17 protein-coding genes are annotated in these 17,096 nt (G+C 69.8%); 5 read left to right on the plus strand and 12 right to left on the minus strand.

Going from position 1 to position 17,096, the window contains the following annotated elements; all coding sequences use genetic code 11:
* Complete coding sequence (locus OG194_RS15470; protein WP_327407086.1) at positions 1-2,937, minus strand: UPF0182 family membrane protein; 2,937 nt, start codon at positions 2,935-2,937, stop codon at positions 1-3.
* Between the two features lie 174 nt (positions 2,938-3,111).
* Here OG194_RS15470 and OG194_RS15475 point away from each other — a divergent pair, with 174 nt between their 5' ends.
* On the plus strand, positions 3,112-3,654 hold the full coding sequence (locus tag OG194_RS15475; RefSeq protein WP_327401430.1) for a PPA1309 family protein: 543 nt from the start codon (positions 3,112-3,114) through the stop codon (positions 3,652-3,654).
* Positions 3,655-3,781: 127 nt separating this feature from the next.
* Here OG194_RS15475 and OG194_RS15480 read toward each other — a convergent pair whose 3' ends face one another.
* The 4 genes from OG194_RS15480 to OG194_RS15495 all read right to left on the minus strand — a co-directional run bounded on the left by OG194_RS15480 (position 3,782) and on the right by OG194_RS15495 (position 6,936).
* The gene (locus OG194_RS15480) at positions 3,782-4,879 is read right to left on the minus strand and encodes a YlbL family protein (RefSeq protein WP_327401431.1); all 1,098 of its coding nucleotides are present in this window, start codon (positions 4,877-4,879) and stop codon (positions 3,782-3,784) included.
* 53 nt (positions 4,880-4,932) lie between these two features.
* Positions 4,933-5,160 (minus strand): hypothetical protein, encoded by a 228-nt coding sequence (locus OG194_RS15485; protein ID WP_327407433.1) that lies wholly within the window; start codon positions 5,158-5,160, stop codon positions 4,933-4,935.
* Between the two features lie 67 nt (positions 5,161-5,227).
* A complete protein-coding gene (locus OG194_RS15490) occupies positions 5,228-5,689 on the minus strand; it encodes a molybdenum cofactor biosynthesis protein MoaE (RefSeq protein ID WP_327401432.1) in 462 nt (153 codons plus the stop codon).
* Positions 5,690-5,823: 134 nt separating this feature from the next.
* Positions 5,824-6,936: an SDR family oxidoreductase gene (locus OG194_RS15495; protein WP_266772347.1), complete on the minus strand. Its 1,113-nt coding sequence runs from the start codon at positions 6,934-6,936 to the stop codon at positions 5,824-5,826.
* 192 nt (positions 6,937-7,128) lie between these two features.
* Here OG194_RS15495 and OG194_RS15500 point away from each other — a divergent pair, with 192 nt between their 5' ends.
* Positions 7,129-8,568, plus strand: coding sequence for a zinc-dependent metalloprotease (locus OG194_RS15500; protein WP_327401433.1), 1,440 nt, complete (start codon positions 7,129-7,131; stop codon positions 8,566-8,568).
* Complete coding sequence (locus tag OG194_RS15505; RefSeq protein WP_327401434.1) at positions 8,565-9,086, plus strand: NUDIX hydrolase; 522 nt, start codon at positions 8,565-8,567, stop codon at positions 9,084-9,086. The genes OG194_RS15500 and OG194_RS15505 overlap by 4 nt, the downstream gene beginning before the upstream one ends.
* A gap of 76 nt (positions 9,087-9,162) precedes the next feature.
* Here OG194_RS15505 and OG194_RS15510 read toward each other — a convergent pair whose 3' ends face one another.
* The 4 genes from OG194_RS15510 to OG194_RS15525 all read right to left on the minus strand — a co-directional run bounded on the left by OG194_RS15510 (position 9,163) and on the right by OG194_RS15525 (position 13,005).
* The gene (locus tag OG194_RS15510; RefSeq protein WP_327401435.1) at positions 9,163-9,918 is read right to left on the minus strand and encodes an AIM24 family protein; all 756 of its coding nucleotides are present in this window, start codon (positions 9,916-9,918) and stop codon (positions 9,163-9,165) included.
* A gap of 17 nt (positions 9,919-9,935) precedes the next feature.
* Positions 9,936-10,613: an AIM24 family protein gene (locus OG194_RS15515; RefSeq protein WP_327401436.1), complete on the minus strand. Its 678-nt coding sequence runs from the start codon at positions 10,611-10,613 to the stop codon at positions 9,936-9,938.
* A gap of 11 nt (positions 10,614-10,624) precedes the next feature.
* Positions 10,625-12,295, minus strand: coding sequence for a TerD family protein (locus tag OG194_RS15520; protein WP_327401437.1), 1,671 nt, complete (start codon positions 12,293-12,295; stop codon positions 10,625-10,627).
* 113 nt (positions 12,296-12,408) lie between these two features.
* Positions 12,409-13,005, minus strand: a complete 597-nt coding sequence (locus OG194_RS15525) for a M48 metallopeptidase family protein (RefSeq protein ID WP_327401438.1) — start codon at positions 13,003-13,005, stop codon at positions 12,409-12,411.
* A gap of 218 nt (positions 13,006-13,223) precedes the next feature.
* On the opposite strand from OG194_RS15525, the gene OG194_RS15530 reads away from it, so the two are divergent.
* Both OG194_RS15530 and OG194_RS15535 read left to right on the plus strand, forming a co-directional pair.
* The gene (locus OG194_RS15530) at positions 13,224-14,450 is read left to right on the plus strand and encodes a TOMM precursor leader peptide-binding protein (RefSeq protein ID WP_327401439.1); all 1,227 of its coding nucleotides are present in this window, start codon (positions 13,224-13,226) and stop codon (positions 14,448-14,450) included.
* Positions 14,443-15,831, plus strand: a complete 1,389-nt coding sequence (locus OG194_RS15535; RefSeq protein WP_327401440.1) for an ABC1 kinase family protein — start codon at positions 14,443-14,445, stop codon at positions 15,829-15,831. The genes OG194_RS15530 and OG194_RS15535 overlap by 8 nt, the downstream gene beginning before the upstream one ends.
* Positions 15,832-15,901: 70 nt before the next feature.
* On the opposite strand, the gene OG194_RS15540 is transcribed toward OG194_RS15535, so the two are convergent.
* The 3 genes from OG194_RS15540 to OG194_RS15550 all read right to left on the minus strand — a co-directional run bounded on the left by OG194_RS15540 (position 15,902) and on the right by OG194_RS15550 (position 16,940).
* Positions 15,902-16,111 (minus strand): hypothetical protein, encoded by a 210-nt coding sequence (locus OG194_RS15540; RefSeq protein ID WP_327401441.1) that lies wholly within the window; start codon positions 16,109-16,111, stop codon positions 15,902-15,904.
* Between the two features lie 134 nt (positions 16,112-16,245).
* Positions 16,246-16,575 carry a hypothetical protein gene (locus tag OG194_RS15545; RefSeq protein ID WP_043674579.1) on the minus strand — a complete coding sequence of 110 codons (330 nt, stop codon included), beginning with the start codon at positions 16,573-16,575 and terminating at the stop codon, positions 16,246-16,248.
* Entirely contained in the window at positions 16,572-16,940 is a 369-nt protein-coding gene (locus OG194_RS15550) for a WhiB family transcriptional regulator (protein WP_327401442.1), read from the minus strand. Before OG194_RS15550 ends, OG194_RS15545 begins: the two co-directional genes overlap by 4 nt.
* Between the last annotated feature and the right edge of the window lie 156 nt (positions 16,941-17,096).

Genomic DNA, 17,096 nt, shown 5'->3' on the forward strand with positions numbered 1-17,096 from the left:
CTATCCGCTACTGGGACTGCTGCTCGGACTGGGACTCTTACTGGGACTCGGACTGCTGGTGCTACTGCCGCTGCTGGTCTTGCTCTTGTCCGCCGCGGCCTGCGCGTCCTCGGCCCGCTGCAACGCAGACTGGAGATCCTTCTGCGCCTGCCCGTACGCCTCCCAGTCGCCCTTCTTCAACGCCTGTTGCCCGGCGTCGAAGGCCTTCTGCGCGTCGGTCAACGCGGCCTGGACCGTGGGGTTGCTGGATGTCGGTGGAGTGGTGGTCTCGTCCGGTGGCGGAGTCGTGGTGCTCTCCGCTCCGAAGACCTTGTTCAGCCCCTCGTCCAGGGTGTCCTCGAAGGCGGTCTTGTTCCCGTAGGCCACCAACACCTTGCGCAGGAGCGGGTACTTGAGTCCACCACCGCGTACGTAGACGGGTTCCACGTACAGCAGTCCCCCGTCGAGCGGCACCGTGAGCAGGTTGCCGTACTCGATGTCGGAGTCGCCGCCCTTGAGCAGCTTGATGGATTCGGCGATGTCCTGTTGGGAGTTGAAGGCGCTCTGCACCTGTTTAGGCCCGCCGACGGTCGTGCTGGTCGGCAGCTTCAGGATTCTGATCTTGCCGTAGTCCGGGGTGCCGGCCTCGGAGTCGACGGCCATGAAGGCGCTGAGGTTGTCTCTGCCGTTCGGTGTGAACGTCGTCGTCAACGAGAAGGCCTGCGCGGACTGGTCCGGCATCTTCATGCTCAAGTAGTACGGCGGCACCGCACTGTTGGACTGGTTCGTCGGGTCGTTCGGGACCTGCCACACCTCGCTGCCGCTGAGGAACGTCTGCGCGTCCGTCACGTGGTAGCGGGTGAGGAGTTCGCGCTGGACCTTGAACAGGTCCTGCGGGTACCGGAGATGGGCCATCAGCGAGGACGAGATGTCCTTCTTGGGCTCGACCGTGTTCGGGAACGCCTTCATCCAGGTCTTCAGGACCGGGTCCTCGGTGTCCCACTGGTAGAGCTTGACGGCACCGGTGTACGCGTCGACGGTCGCCTTCACCGAGTTGCGGATGTAGTTGACCTGGTTCTGCTGGGCCACCACCGCGCGGTTGTTGTTCGTCGCCGTCAGCGAGTCCGCCGTGGTGTCCCCGAGGGTCGTACGTGAGGCGTACGGGTATCCGTTGCTCGTCGTGTACGCGTCGACGATCCACTGGATACGGCCGTCCACGACCGCCGGGTAGGCGTCGCCGTCGATGGTCAGCCAGGGCGCCACCGCCTCGACGCGCTCCTTGGGCGTGCGGTTGTACAGGATCCGCGAACCCTCGCCGATCGCACCGGAGTACAGGATCTGCGGCTCGTTGAACGCCACCGCGTACGCGGCCCGGTTGACCGGGTTGGAGAGATTGACCCCGCTCTTGCCGGTGTAGCTCGTGGTCTTCTCACCGCTGTCGTCGGAGTAGTCGATCTCCTTCTGGGGACCGCCGACGATCGAGTACGTGGTGGTCTTCTCGCCGTAGTAGATCTGCTGCTTGTACGTCCCGAGGTCACCCGTGGACGGCAGATCGGACTCGGTGAAGACCGGGCGGCCCTCGGAGTCGACCTCGGTGCCCTTGGCGGCCACCACTCCGTAGCCGTGCGTGTAGCGGAAGTGGTCGTTGATCCAGTTGTTCTTCGGAATGCCGTTGAGGTTCAGCTCACGCAGACCGATGACCGTGTCCTGGTCCTTGCCGTCCTCGCTGTAGCGGTCGACATCCAGGTTGGTCGGGAACGCGTAGTAGTTCCTGATCTGCTGGAGCTGCTGGAACGTGGGCGACACGACGTTCGGGTCCACGATGCGGATGCTCGCAGTGGAGTCGACGTCGGAGCGCAGCTTGGTCTTGTCCTTGGTGGTGCTCGTCCCCGAGTACTCCGTGACCTTGGTGTCGTCGATGCCGTAGGCCTCGCGCGTCGCCTTGAGGTTCTTCTGGACGTACGGGGCTTCCTTGGCCTGCTCGTTCGGCTGGACCGTGAACTTCTGGACGATGGCCGGGTACAGGCCGCCGATGAGGATCGCGGAGAGCACCATCAGGCCGAAGCCGATGACGGGCAGCTGCCAGGTGCGCCGCCACAGGGTGGCGAAGAACAGCAGCGCACAGATGACGGCGATGCAGAACAGGATCGTCTTGGCCGGCAGATACGCGTTCGCGTCGACGTATCTGAGGCCCGTCCAGTCGCCCGTCGCCTTGAAGTCGCTGGATTTCACGGCGAGTCCGTACCGGTCGAGCCAGTAGGCCACCGCCTTGAGCGCGACGAAGATGCCGAGCAGCACCGACAGGTGCCCGGTGGCCGCGGCCGTGGCGCGCGCGCCCGGGCTGGTGATGCGCAGGCCGCCGTACAGGTAGTGCGTCAGCGCGGCGGCGAGCAGCGAGAGGATCGCGGCGGCGAAGCCGAAGCCGAGCAGGAAGCGGTACCAGGGCAGGTCGAACGCGTAGAAGGACACGTCGAGGTGGAACTGCGGGTCCTTCTGGTGGAAGGGCACGCCGTTGACCCACATCAGCCAGACCCGCCACTGGCTGGACGCGGACGCCCCCGCGATCAGCCCGACGAGGGCGGTGATCGCCAGAAGCAGCCACTTCTTGTACGGCGCGATGCCCATCCGGTAGCGGTCGAGGCTCTGCTGCTCCATCGACATCGCGCTGAGCGGCGGGCGCAGGCGGTGCGCCAGCCAGATGTTCACGCCCACCGCGGCCGCCATCAGCAGGCCGAAGACGAAGAAGAGCCCGATCTTCGTCGAGAGGGTGGTGGTGAACACGGACGAGTAATGCACCGACCGGTACCAGAGCCAGTCCGTCCAGAAGCCCGCGAACATCGTGAACGCCATGCCGAGTACGGCAAGGACGCCCAGTGTCATGAGCAAAGTCCGGACGCGCCGGGACGGGCGGCCCACTCTGATCCGCGGCCCTGTCGGGCCTCCGCCGCGGTCCGGCATCTGGAAAGCCAAGGTGCGCACCTCGAAGTTCGCTGTTGGTCGCTGTCGTTGCGTCAGGTCCCCGGTTTCGCGGACCCTCCGTAGCCCCGCGTGATCGCGGGCCCACACCTATGCAACTTACTCACCGTTTACTCGGTTCCCGATTCCGGCCATGAACGAGGCAGGATTGTGACCATGTCCAACACCCCCATGGCAGCGAACCCCCTCACCCGAGCCGTACTGGAGATCGACGAGTACGTTTCCGGGCTCGGCTGGGACCAGCCCGCTCGCCTCTTCGCCCTGGTAGACACCGCGCGACTGCGGGCCCAGGAACCCGGCCTCGCGGCCCAACTCGGCCTGCGGGAAGAGCCCGAGACCACTGGTCTCACCCCGATCGAGCAGGAGGAGATTCCGGCCGGGAAGCCGCTGGACGAGTTCCTCGGCACGATCGCCTGGCCCGACGCGGTGGTCGGCTGCGCGCTCACGGTCGAGCGCCTGATGCTGCCGCCGTCCGCCGAGACCTCCGTCCCTGAGGGCCTGAGCGAGAAGAAGCTCACCCAGTGGGTCGCCCAGCACCCGGACCGCCAGGAGGTCCGCATGACGGTCGCGGTCCTGCGCGACGGCACCCGCGACTCGGCCCTGCGCCTGCGCGAGAAGGACTCCCCCACGGAGGTCCTCACGGGCGGCGCCCTGGTCCCCGGCCTCGCCGAGGCCCTGTCGGCGACCTTCGAGGACTGACGGTCGTCCGCTACGACTCCGGTCCCTTGCCTACGACTCCGGGGGCGCCCTCTGCTTGAGGGCGCCCCCGGAGTCGTAGCGAGGTCTTCTGAGTCGTACGCGAGGACTTCTTAAGAAGAGGCCTTGTTCAGCCCTTGGTGCTGCACTTCGGCAGGTCGTCGGTCTTGCCGCTGTTGATCAGCTTCAGGGAGCTGATCGCGTCCTTGATGGTGTTGACCTTGACCAGCTTCAGGCCGCCCGGGGTGTCCTTGGCGGCCTCCGCGCAGTTGTCGGCGGGGGTCAGGAAGTACTGGGCGCCCTTGCTGCGCGCGCCGACCGTCTTCATCGAGATGCCGCCGATCGGGCCGACCTTGCCGGTATCGTCGATCGTGCCGGTGCCCGCGACGAACTTGCCGCCGGTGAGGTCGCCCGGGGTGAGCTTGTCGTAGATGCCGAGCGCGAACATCAGGCCGGCGCTGGGGCCGCCGACGTCGGCGAGCTTGATGTCGATGGTGAACGGGAACGTGTGATCGGTTCCGGCCGAGATGCCGACGATGGCGCGCTTGGTGCCCGTGTCGTCGGAGGTCGCGGTGGTGATCGTGATGTTCTTCGTCGCGGTCGCCGTCTTGTTCGCCTTCACGGCGGCGGCCTGCTCCTTGGCGGGCACGATCGTGAACACGACGTTCTCGCCGGGCTTGTGCTTGGTGACCAGCTTCGCGACGTCGTCGGGCTGCTTCACCGTCGTACCGTCGACGGCCTTGATGACGTCACCGGCGTGCAGCTTGCCCTCGGCCGGGGTGGCCTTGACGACCGTCGAGACGATCACCCAGGACTTCACCGGGACGCCCAGCTGCTCCAGGGCGGCGACCTTGGCGCTCTCCTGGGACTGGCTGAACTCCTCGGCGTTCTCCTGGGTCGACTGCTGCTCCGTCTTGCCGTCCGGGTACAGCGTGTCGTGCGGGACGATCTTGTCGTCGTGGGCGAGCCAGCCGTACACGGCCTCGATGAGGTTCATGTTGTAGTCGGCGCTGGTGACGCGGACCGTCGTCATGTTCAGGTGACCGGTCGTCGCGTAGGTCTTGCGCCCGGTGATCTGCAGCACCGGCTCGCCGTCGTGGTCCCCGAGCGTGTTCACCGTCGGGCCCGGCGACATCTCCGCGTACGGGACGTTGATGAGGACTCCGGCGCACAGGAGCGCGATCAGCATCAGGGTGGAGGCGAGCATCGTCGCGGTGCGGCGTGGCATGGCACGACAGTACGGGACGCGTCTGTCAGCGCACCGTCAGGGCCGCCTTCCGATCATGTGCCGGAGTGGGACTTCTCCATGGCCTCGCGGAACCGGGCATAGCCGTCCAGTTCCGGGCCGTCGCTCCGCATCCTGCGGGTCCGGTTGGCCCAACTGCCCCACACGCCGGCACCTATCGCAGCCGCCAACGGAATCAACAACCAGGCGAGTGCCGCCATGCCGACCTCCCAACCCCGGATGAGTGACCTCAACTGACTGATCAGCAGATTAGCCAGCCCCACTGACAACGCTCATGCCCGGGGGACGGTTACGCAACCGGAGGGCGGACGAGAAGCGCGTGATCGTGCGTCAACAGGCGCCGACCCACTCCTCGGTACCGTCGGAGAACTTCTGGTGCTTCCAGATAGGCACCTCGTGCTTGAGATCGTCGATCAGCTTCCGGCAGGCCTCGAAGGCCTCGCCCCGGTGCGGACACGACACGCCGACGACGACCGCGAGGTCCCCGATGCCGAGATCCCCCACACGGTGGACGGCGGCCAGCGCCCGCACGGGATACTCCGCGACGACCTTCTCGGCGATCCGCCGCATCTCCGCCTCGGCACTGGGGTGGCAGGAGTACCCCAGCTCGTCGACGTCGGTCCCGCCGTCGTGGTTGCGGACGGTCCCTACGAAGAGGGCGATCCCGCCGGCGGCGTCGTCCCCCACGGCCCGGAACACCTCGTCCACGGAGAGCGGCGTCTCCCGGATCCCGATCAGCTTGATGGGATCCTGCGCGGCCTGCTCACCGGGATGGTCGATCGTGGGTGCCATACCTCCATCGTGCCCCACCCCGGCGACAGCGAGGAATAGCACTTTCACCAGGCACGCGCGTGGGGACTTGGAGCCTTCTACAGGGGGCACGCTTTACGGGGACGAGGCCGGGGTGTCCTGGACTGGCCTGCCCGTCAGATCCGCCGCCGGGCCTTCCGCGCCCGCCGTACGACCGCCGCCGCGCCCAGCAGCGCGACCGTCGCGCCCGCCGCGCCCGCCGCCGTCGCGTCCTTGCGGCCGAGCCGTCGTCCGACGACCGTGTGCCGCCCGGAGACCTCCTCCAGCAGCTCCGCGAGCACTTCCTCGTTGGTCCACTGCGGCCGCCAGCCCGCGTCGTGCAGCCGGCTCCCGCTCACCACCCAGGGGTACATCGTGTACGCCAGGTCGCCGGCCGGGGACGGGGTGAGCCCGATCCGGTGCAGCCGGGCCGCCGCGCCGAGCGCGACCGCGGACGGCAGCTCCATGCGGCGGATGCCGCTGAGCTCCTCGACCTCCTCCTGCTCCAGCCATCCGTCGCACCCGACGGCCAGCTCGCCCTCGACCTTCTCCAGGACGGCGTACTCCAGGGCGCTGCACAGGTCCTCGACATGGCAGAACTGCCAGGCGGGCCGCGACCCGGCCACCACCAGCAGCCGGGGTGACTCGAAGTACCTGGTCAGCGCGGTGTCGGTGCCGCCGACGAGTACTCCGGGGCGGACGACGGTGACGTTGAGCCCGGGATGCGCCCGGGGGGCGCGCCGTGCGAGCCGCTCGACCTCCAGGAGGTCGCCGACGCCGGTGGCCTCCGCAGTGGCGCGCAGTTCGGCGTCCTCCGAGAGCGGCAGTTCGTTGTCGGGCAGCGCTCCGTAGACCATCGCCGAGGTGCACAGCACGACCCGGTGGACACCGGCGGCCGCGGCGGCGGTCAGCACGGTCTGCGTCCCCCGCACGTTGTACGCCGAACGGGCGGCCGGGTCGGTCTCCAAGTCGAGATCGAGCGCCAGATGGACGACGACGTCCGCGCCGCGCAGCTTCTCCGCGATGGCCGGATCCCGTACGTCGAGGATGTGCCACTGCGCCGCGGCGCACTCACCGCGCCGCTCGTCGATGGCGATGACCTGCTTGATCTCCTCGGAGGCGGCGAGCCGCTCGGTCAGCAGCGCCCCGATCCCGGACGCGGCGCCGGTGACCGCGACGACGGGCCCGCGCACGGCGGGACTGGTTGAGTGGTTTCGCGCTGCGCGAACCTGCGGATCTGGGGAACTCACCGGGCGTCTCCAGCGGTTGTCTTCAGTACGGATGCGCGTGACGCGTCCGGACCAGGTGGCATCCATCCTGCCGCAGGCCGGGTCTCGGCGAAGCACTGAGGCCCGATCGGCCCGCGGTGTCTACGCTGGGTGGTGTTGAAGGGCAGTCGTGCCGTCGGAGAGAACCGGCGGCCTTAACAGCCGAGGAATCCCGTGAGTGACACCCCATTCGGATTCGGCCTTCCGCCGGAGGAGCCGGACGACGGCGACGAGGGCAAGAAGAAGGACCAGGAGAGCGGTGGTGGTCAGGGACCGGCCAACCCGTTCGGTTTTGGCGGCCTGCCAGGTGCCGGGGGCTTTGGCGGCCCCGGCGCGGACAATCCGCTCGCAGCCATGTTCGGCTCGCTGAACCCCAATGACCTGGGCGCCGCGTTCCAGCAGCTGGGCCAGATGCTCTCGTACGAGGGCGGCCCGGTGAACTGGGACATGGCCAAGCAGATCGCCCGCCAGACGGTCTCCCAGGGCACGCAGGACGGCGTCAAGGACGCGAGCATCGGCCCCGCCGACCGCAGCGCGGTCGAGGAGGCCGTGCGGCTCGCGGACCTGTGGCTGGACGACGCGACGTCGCTGCCGTCCGGCGCCGGCACCGCCGTGGCCTGGTCCCGCGCGGAGTGGGTCGAGGCGACCCTGCCCGCGTGGAAGGAGCTCGTGGACCCGGTCGCCGAGCGCGTCGGCGCGGCCATGGGTGACGTCCTGCCGGAGGAGATGCAGGCCATGGCGGGCCCGCTGATCGGCATGATGCGCTCGATGGGCGGCGCCATGTTCGGCACGCAGATCGGGCAGGCCGTCGGCGTGCTCGCGGGCGAGGTCGTCGGCTCGACCGACATCGGCCTGCCGCTCGGCCCGGTCGGCAAGGCCGCGCTGCTGCCGCTGAACATCGAGGCCTTCGGCAAGGACCTGGGCGTCCCCCAGGAGGAGGTGCGGCTCTATCTCGCCCTGCGCGAGGCGGCCCACCAGCGCCTGTTCGCCCACGTGCCGTGGCTGCGCTCGCACCTGTACGGCGCGGTCGACGGGTACGCGCGCGGGATCAAGGTCGACACCGCCAAGCTGGAGGACGTGGTCGGCCAGTTCGACCCGGCGAACCCGGAGCAGCTGCAGGACGCGCTCCAGCAGGGCATGTTCCAGCCGGAGGACACCCCGGAGCAGAAGGCCGCCCTGGCCCGTCTGGAGACGGCTCTGGCGCTCGTCGAGGGCTGGGTGGACGCGGTGGTCCACGCGGCCGCGAAGCCGCGTCTGACGTCCGCCGACGCGCTGCGCGAGACCCTGCGACGCCGTCGTGCGACGGGCGGTCCCGCCGAGCAGACGTTCGCCACGCTGATCGGCCTGGAGCTGCGCCCGCGCCGGCTGCGCGACGCCTCCCGCCTGTGGGCCTCGCTCACGGACGCGCGCGGTGTCGACGGCCGGGACGGCCTGTGGGCCCACCCGGACATGCTGCCCACGGCCTCGGACCTGGACGACCCGGACGGCTTCGTGCACCGCGAGCAGATGGACTTCTCCGAGCTGGACAAGATGCTCGGCGAGGCGGCGAGCGGCACCGCGGAGAAGCCGAACCTGAAGAAGGACGAGGACTCCAAGGACGACGACACCGAGTGAGCCTGTACGACGACGCGGTCCTCGTACTGAAGAGCTACGAGGACCAGACGGACCTGCGCCAGGCCTACCTGGACCACCTGGCCGCCCACCCGGACGGCATGTGGAAGTCCTGCCACGCCGGTCACGTGACGGCGAGCGCCCTGGTGATCGACCCCGAGCAAGGTCGCGTGCTGCTGACCCTGCACAAGAAGCTGCGGATGTGGCTCCAGATGGGCGGCCACTGCGAGCCGGAGGACACCTCCCTGGAGGCCGCGGCGCTGCGCGAGGCCACGGAGGAGTCCGGCATCCCCGGACTGACCCTGCTCCCGGGCGGCCCGGTCCGCCTGGACCGGCACCCGATCCCCCCGCCGTGCCACTGCCACTACGACGTCCAGTACACGGTGCTGGCACCCCCCGGCGCCGTCCAGGAGATCAGCGACGAGTCCCTCGACCTGCGCTGGTTCACCTACGACGAGGTGCCGTCCGTAGCGGACGAGTCGGTCCTACGGCTGCTGGAGGCGACGCGCGCCAGGCTCTGAGCGGGGTGCGGCCGGCGCTGAACGTGTAAGGGGCGCCCGCGATGGCGGGCGCCCCTTACGTTGGTTTTCTGGACGGTCAGCTCCAGGCGTTGCCCTGGTTCTGCGCGTGAGCGCCGTGCTGGCCCATGCCGAACTGGGCGGCGACGCCCTGACCGATCGCGGCGTTCTGCGGCGGCAGGAGTTCGCTGGGCTGGACGAGCGCGTAGCCGCTGCCCATGAAGCTCAGCTCCCAGCCCTCACCGGTGTTGCCGCGGCGCCGCCACACCCCGGAGGAGTGCGTCTGGGCCTGCATCTGGACGCGCAGGCCGGTGGACCAGGCGACGATCGCGTCGGCGTCGCAGTTGACGTACTTGTCGGGCGTGACCTGCATCATCAGGGGCGCGCCCGAGGTCATGAGGGCGACCTTGCCGCGGCCGGTGATGTTGAGCTGGTACTTCCCAGAGCCGGAGATGCCGTACTGGCTGTCCACGGCGATGACCTCGTGGTGCAGAGAGGAGTCCATCGCGAGGACGTAGCTGCTGTCGACGGTCAGACCGTCCTGTTCCACATCCACTACGTGGACGTGCTGGGCGAGGTTGGCGAGGAAGACCGTGCCCTGCCCGTGGCAGCGCATCAGGTTGACGCCCTCGCCGGTGGCCGCACGCGCGTAAGCCTGCTGGGTGCTCTGGTACTCGGCGTCGAACTCGACGAGCCCCTGGTAGGCGACCATCGTGCCCTTGCGGGCGAGGATGTCGTCGTGGCCCTCCAGGACGATGCGCAGCATCTGCTTGTTCTGGAGGCTGTAGCGCTCCGGGGACTGCGAGTCGTTGAACGCGAAAAGCGGGCTCTGCATGGTGTCGTGTTCCCCCCTCAGCCCCGGAACCGGAGACGGTCGGTGCTGTCCTCGCTGGGCTGGACGACGACGATGCCCGTCCCGGAGAAGGCCATCTGGTAGGCCTCGCCGCTGCCGCGGCCGATCAGCGACTGCGCCTTGAAGCTGCGCTTGCCCTTCACCTTGAGGTTCGGGGACCAGGCGACGAGCGCGTCCGGGTCGACGTACGTCTCGTCCTCGCCGCCGCAGTCGACGACGATCGGCTTGCCGCGGGAGGTCAGCGCGACCCAGCCCTGGCCGGTGATCTTGGTGTTCCACAGGCCCTGTCCGGCGAACTTCGCGAGCCCCTTGACGCGCTCCACGCCCCAGGTGAGGTGGGCGTCGAAGGCGAGCAGGTTGGTGGCGTTGACGGAGATCCCGTCGCCGTTGAGGTTGATCACGACGACGTCCGCGCCGTAGTCGGCGAGGTAGAGCAGTCCGTCACCGGAGCACTTCATCAGGGGCGCGCCCTCGCCGGTCATCCAGTCGCGTGCGATCTGGCGCACGGCCGGCGGGTTGGGCTCGTACTGGATGAAGCCCTCGTAGGCGATCATCGAGCCCACGCGCGCGAAGAGGTCGCTTCCGGTCTGCATGGCGACCTTCAGCATGTTGTTGCCGTGGTTCTCCATGCGGGCGGAGACGGGTGCGGGGGCGTAGCCCGCGAGCGGCTGGTTCATGACGGGCTCCCTCAGACCTCGTACGGCTGGACGACGATGAAGTTTCCGGGGGCCGCCCGGAACTGCAGGTTGACGCTCTCCCCGGTGTCGCCCGGATAGGCGTTGCGGCGCATCCGGACCTGGCTGGAGACGATCACCTGGGCGGCCGCGGACCAGGCGACGACCGCGTTGCAGTCGGCGAACGTGGTCGGCGTGACCGGCAGCACGACGGGCGAGCCGTGGGTCTTCACGACGATGGTGCCGGTCCCCTGGAACTGCATCGTGAACAGCGCGCCCCCGGGGATGCCGTGTCCCTCGATGCGCCGGACCTCGTACTGGAGGCTCTCGTCGAAGGCGAGGACGTTCTCGGCGGAGACGCAGATCGCGTCCCCCTGGAGCTCGACGGGGTGCAGATGCGCGGAGTTCTCGGCGAGGAACACCTGGCCCTGGCCGGTGCAGCGCATCAGCTGCATCTCCTGGCCGGTCGCGTTGCCGACGATCCGCCCGGCGAACCCGGCGCCCTTGTAGCCGAAGTCGACCTTGCCCTGGTAGAGCACCATGCTGCCCTGGCGGGCGAGCACGGGCTGGCCGCCGATGCCGAGGTCGACGCGGACGAGCTTCTTGTTCTGCTGCGTCCAGCGCTGCCCGGTGGGCGTCTCCTTGAACTTCTCCAGCGCGGCCGACACACCGGCGCCCTGGGGAGATCCCTGGGGCACTCCGTAGCCGGCTGCTTGCCCCGGGACCTGCCCGAAAGTGGGCGGCTGCTGCCCGTACCCGGGAGGCGCGGGCGGCTGGCCGTAGCCAGGGGGCGGAGTCGGCTGACCGTAGCCGGGCGGGGGGCCCGGCGCGTGCGGGGCCTGGGGCTGCGCGTAGCCGGGCGGCGGAGGCGGGCTCTGGCCGGGGGCCTGCTGTCCGTACGGCGCCTGCGGCTGACCGTAGGGCGCGGGCACGGGACCCGGGGGCGGCACGGTGCCCGCCCCGGGCGGGGTCATGGGCGCGATGATGGTCGGCGCGGCGTGCACGGAGGGTGCGGGCGGGGGTGTGTACCCCTGCGCGACGGGCTGCGGGGCGGGTGCCGGGGCCGCGGGGGCGCCGAACGCGGGCGGGGCGAAGCCGGGGGCGGCACCGGACTGCGGTGGCGCGGGCTGTGCCTGCTGCGGCTCGGGCGTCTCCTCCTCGGCGACCTCGCCGCCGAAGTTCTTCAGCAGCGCTTCGAGGCCGCCGTCGAAGCCCTGGCCGACGGCCGCGAACCGCCAGACGTCCTTCAGGTAGAAGTCACCCAGCATCACGGCCCGCTCGGTGGTGAACTCCGAACCGTTGAACGAGTAGCGGGCCACCTCCTCGCCGCCCGCGACGATCCGGACGTACCCGGGGGCGATCTGCGACATCTGCCCGGCACCGTCGAGGGTCGCCGTGAACGCCAGCTTGTGGATCTGCGGCGGGATCTTGTCGAGCGTGACCCGGAAGGACTCCGAGTCGCCCGCCTGGGCACCCAGGAGCTGGATGGACTCCTCGGGGGACTTCGGCTGGTTGAAGAACACGAAGTACCGGTCGTCCGAGAGCCGCTCCTCGGCGTCGAGGCCGAAGCAGCTGATGTCGAACGTCAGTCCGGGGCCGGTGATCTGCACACCTACGTACAGATCCGTGCCCGCGGTGAGGTCACTGATCTTGGCCTTGTGGCCGCGTTGGAATTCCCTGGCCATGCGTAACGACCGTCCCCCATCCCGATGCAAGTGAGTCGCGCCAGGCTAACGGCAATCACCGACACCGGAGGAAGTCGGTACAGACCCGGTACACAATCCCCCACAAGAGGGCCTCACTCCTCGCGGGCGCCCGGCGGATGGGGCAGCCGCTCGGCCGCGACCACGCCTTCGAGGTAGCCCTTCGCCCGCTCGGTGCGCGGATACGCCTCCAGGAGCCGCCAGAACCGCGGCCCGTGTCCGGGCACCAGGAGATGCGCCAGCTCGTGCAGCAGCACGTAGTCGACGACGTACTCGGGCATTCCCTGGAGCCGGTGGGAGAGGCGGATGCTGCCCTCGGAGGGCGTGCAGGAGCCCCAGCGCGTGTTCTGGTTGGTCACCCAGCGCACGGAGGTGGGCCGGGCGCGGCCGTCGAAGTACTGGGCCGACAGTCGCTCGGCGCGCTCGGACAGCTCGGCGTCACCCAGCACGCGTTTGCTTTCCTGGGCGGCCAGCTTGTCGAGCATGACGGTGACCCAGCGCTTCTCCTCCGCCTCGGACATGCGGGCGGGGATGAGCACGACGGTGCGATCGCCCTCGCGGTACGCGGAGACAGTTCTGCGCCGACGCGCACTCCTGCGGACCTCGATCGCGCTCGCCCCCGAGCCGCTTGGCGGCTGGCTCGTCGTACTGCGCTGTGGTTTTCCGGCGCTGTGCAGTGGGTCGGCGGGCACGCCACGACGTTACCCTCTGCACACGCGGGAAGTCCCGACTCCGGGGCGGTTTCGGTATCGATCCGCCACCAAGCGTTTGATTTGTACGACGAATCCCACAGCCTGTGGACAACTTTCCGCACCCGACGCCCGGGCCGGGCAGGCTGGCATCGCAGGCGGAGCACCGACCGGTTCCGCCGGCACACGGGACGTACTTCCTAGGGCTACGGGGGCCTGTCATGCATCCGATGGTGAAGCCCGCGCTGCGGCGCGGCTGGCGTGATCTCCACACCGTGCAGTTCGGGATGACACCGGCGCACGCCTTGACGTTGGGCCCGATGGACACGGCGACGGGCGGTTTCCTGGACCTGCTCAACGGCACGCGCGGACTGCCGCTCCTGCGTGAGGAGGGGCAGCGGATGAAGCTGCCCGAGGGGCAGGTGGACCAGCTGGTGGAGGGGCTGACGCACGCGGGACTGCTCGACGACGCGAGGGGCGGCGGGCCCGCGGCCGATGCCCTCCGCGCGAAGAAGGACGTCCTCGACCGGCTGCGCCCGGACCTCGCGTCGCTCTCCCTGATCACCGGCGAGCCGGGCGAGTCGATGGGCCGTCTGGCGGCACGTCGCGAACTGCGGGTGCAGGTGAGAGGCGCGGGCCGGGTGGGCGCGGTGCTGGCCGCACTGTTGTCGGGCGCGGGGGTCGGTGAGGTCGACGTGCGCGACGGTGGTAACACCGAGCCCTGGGATGTCGCTCCGGGCGGGCTGCCCGCGGAGGCGGTCGGCGAGCGCCGGGACGAGGCGGCGCGCCGCGCGGTACGCCGGGCGGCACCGGACCGCCAGCCCCGCCGGACCTCGCGGGCCACGGCGGAGGAGAGCGACCCCGGTTTCTCCCTGGTGATCCTCGCCCCGCGCGACGACGTCGCCGTGCACGCGCCCGACCCGGCCGCCGCCACCGGCCTGATCGTCTCGGGGACACCTCATCTGTACGCCGGTGTGGTGGAGGGCACGGGAGTCGTGGGCCCGCTGGTCCTGCCCGGCGAGACGTCCTGCGCGGGCTGCCTGCACCACGCGCGTACCGACCGGGATCCGACCTGGCCGCGTCTGGTCGCGCAGTGGCGCTCCGGTAAGCAGCCGCGGGTGCGGGCGTGCGATCTGACGCTGGCCACGACCGTCGCCGGGCTGGCCGCCGCGCACGCGCTGGCCTTCCTGGACGGGCGGTCGCCGTCGAGCGCGGGTGCGCGGTGGGAGGTCTCGCTGCCCGGTCTTGACTGGCACGCGCGACCGGTCTGGGCGCATTCCGCCTGCCCGTGCGGAGCCGCGGAGAAGGGTGCGAGGAAAGGTAAGGAGGGACACACCTCTACGGACGAGGATCGACACGCGACAATGGCAGGGGACCGGCCGTCGAGGGATGTGCGCCGTAAGGCAGACTCGGCCCGGCCGGCCGGGACTTGGAGGGCGCATGTCTGATCTTCCCCGCAAGGCGGTCACCCGCACCGCCAAGCTCGCCGCGCTCCCGCTCGGCTTCGCCGGGAGAGCGACGTGGGGGCTCGGGAAACGGATCGTGGGCGAGTCCGCGGAGATCGTCGGCCGCGAACTGCAACAGCGCACGGCGGAGCAGCTGTTCAAGGTGCTCGGCGAGCTCAAGGGCGGTGCGATGAAGTTCGGGCAGGCGCTGTCCGTCTTCGAGTCGGCGCTGCCCGAGGAGGTCGCCGGTCCCTACCGTGCCGCGCTGACCAAGCTCCAGGAGGCGGCACCGCCGATGCCGACGCGCACCGTGCACGGTGTGCTGACGGAGCGGCTCGGCGAGGACTGGCGGGAGCTGTTCCTGGAGTTCGAGGACAAGCCCGCGGCGGCCGCGTCGATCGGCCAGGTGCACCGGGCGGTGTGGCACGACGGCCGCGAGGTCGCGGTCAAGGTGCAGTACCCGGGCGCCGGCGAGGCCCTCCTCTCCGACCTGACCCAACTGAGCCGATTCGCCCGTCTGTTGGGCCCGCTCATCCCCGGGATGGACATCAAGCCCCTCATCGCGGAGCTGCGCGACCGGGTCTCCGAGGAACTGGACTACGGCCTGGAGGCACAGGCCCAGCAGGCGCACGCGGAGGAGTTCGAGGGCGACCCGGACGTCGTGGTGCCCGCCGTGGTCCACCAGTGCGACCAGGTCCTGGTCACGGAGTGGATCGACGGCATCCCGCTGTCGGAGGTGATCGCCGACGGCACCCAGGAACAGCGCGACCGGGCAGGCCAGCTCCTGGCCCGCTTCCTCTTCTCCGGCCCGGCCCGCACGGGTCTTCTCCACGCGGACCCGCATCCGGGCAACTTCCGTCTGCTGCCCGCCGATCCGGACGGCAAGGGCGACTGGCGTCTGGGTGTCCTGGACTTCGGCACGGTCGACCGTCTTCCCGGCGGTCTGCCGACGCCCATCGGCGACTCTCTGCGCATGACGCTCGACGGCGACGCCGAGGGGGTCTACGAGCTGCTGCGCACGGAGGGATTCGTCAAGGAGTCGATAGAGCTGGACCCCGACGCCGTCCTCGACTACCTCGTGCCGATCATCGAGCCGGCGCAGGTCGACGCGTTCACCTTCAGCCGCGGCTGGATGCGCAGCCAGGCGGCCCGTATCGCCGACCCCCGCTCCCCCGCCCACCAGCTCGGCAAGCAGCTCAATCTGCCCCCGGCGTACCTCCTGATACACCGGGTGACATTGAGCACAATCGGCGTGCTGTGCCAGTTGGGTGCGACGGTGCGGTTGCGCGATGAGCTGGAGGAGTGGCTGCCGGGGTTCGTACCGGAGGACCCGGACGAGTACGAGGAGCACCTGGACGAGGAGGACCCCGCGGCGGAGGCGTGAGCCGGGCCGCGGGTGACGCGAGTCGGGCCTCTGACGGCGCGGGTCAGGGCGTTGATGGCGCGAGTGCGGCCTACCACCAGGCCGAGTCGAGCCGTCCCTCGATCGCCCTGAGGTTCTCTCTGGCGCAGGTGTCGCAGAAGTAGTGCCGGGTTCCGTGCTCCACGGAGCAGGTCCAGGTGGGCCGCGGGCCTTCGGACCGGGTGCCGCAGCGGGCGCACACGAGGGGTTGGGGCTTCGCGGTGGAGGCGCCGGTGTCACTGCCTCCGGGAGGACTCGTCACGCGGTGACGATATCTCCGCGGCCGGGGATCGGCGGTCGGAACGCACCGCGGGGCCGGTCCGTTCGGACGGACCGGCCCCGCGGGGGAGCTTTCGCCTCCCGGGGTCGGGAGGCCACCGCTTCAGGTGTGATCGGTTACTGCATGACGGCCATGGCGAGCGCACGCCGGGCACGCATCGAGGCGCGCTCGGCCCTGCGCTGCATCCGGCGAGCGGTCACCAGGCGCACGGCCCGGCGTTCCCGCTCGGCCTCGTGCAGGCGCTCGTGCATATGCGCACGGGCCAGGGCTTCTGGGATGAGTTGCATCTCTCGGGTCCTGTTCTGGCGCGACTCGGTCGCACCCGGGGTGGTGAAGTCTGGGATCGCGGAGCCCACGGGCTCGCTGGGAGTGGACGGCTTCATCGGGGCCTGCTTCTTGGGGTCGTGCGTGAGGGGGCGGTCGATCGTTCCCAGGGTGATGTTCATGCCGTGACCGGGTTCTTGCGCGGACGGCCACGCGGCCGCTTGCGGGCCACGACGACACCCTGGACGAAGAGCTCGCCACCCCAGACGCCCCAGGGCTCACGCCGCTCCTTGGCGCCGGCGAGGCAGGCCTCGATCAGCGGGCAGGTGCGGCAGAGGGACTTGGCGTACTCGACATCTGCCGGCGACTCGGCGAAGAAGACCTCCGGGTCGTAGGAACGGCAGGGGACGGGCACGCCCAGGTTCTCGATGGCGTCGTCGAGCGCGGTGAGCGTAGTGAGCGGAGTCAAGGTGGAGTCCTCCGTGAGGCCGGGCGGGGGGATCGTGTCGGAAGGCGGTACGGACGGGGCGTGCGCTTCGAGTTGCACGGTTGTTCTTCCTCGTCTGGTCGGTCCGGCCCTGTTGGGCCGGTTGTCGGCTTGGTACCGGGTTCTTTTCTTGTCCCGAGGCCCCTTCGCTCCGTCGTCCCCGTTCGGGGAAAACAGAAGGGCCGCGGATCCCGGATGGGGTTCCGCGGCCCTGAA

Origin of the sequence: Streptomyces sp. NBC_01288 (assembly GCF_035982055.1) — a bacterium.
Classification (GTDB): Bacteria; Actinomycetota; Actinomycetes; order Streptomycetales; family Streptomycetaceae; genus Streptomyces.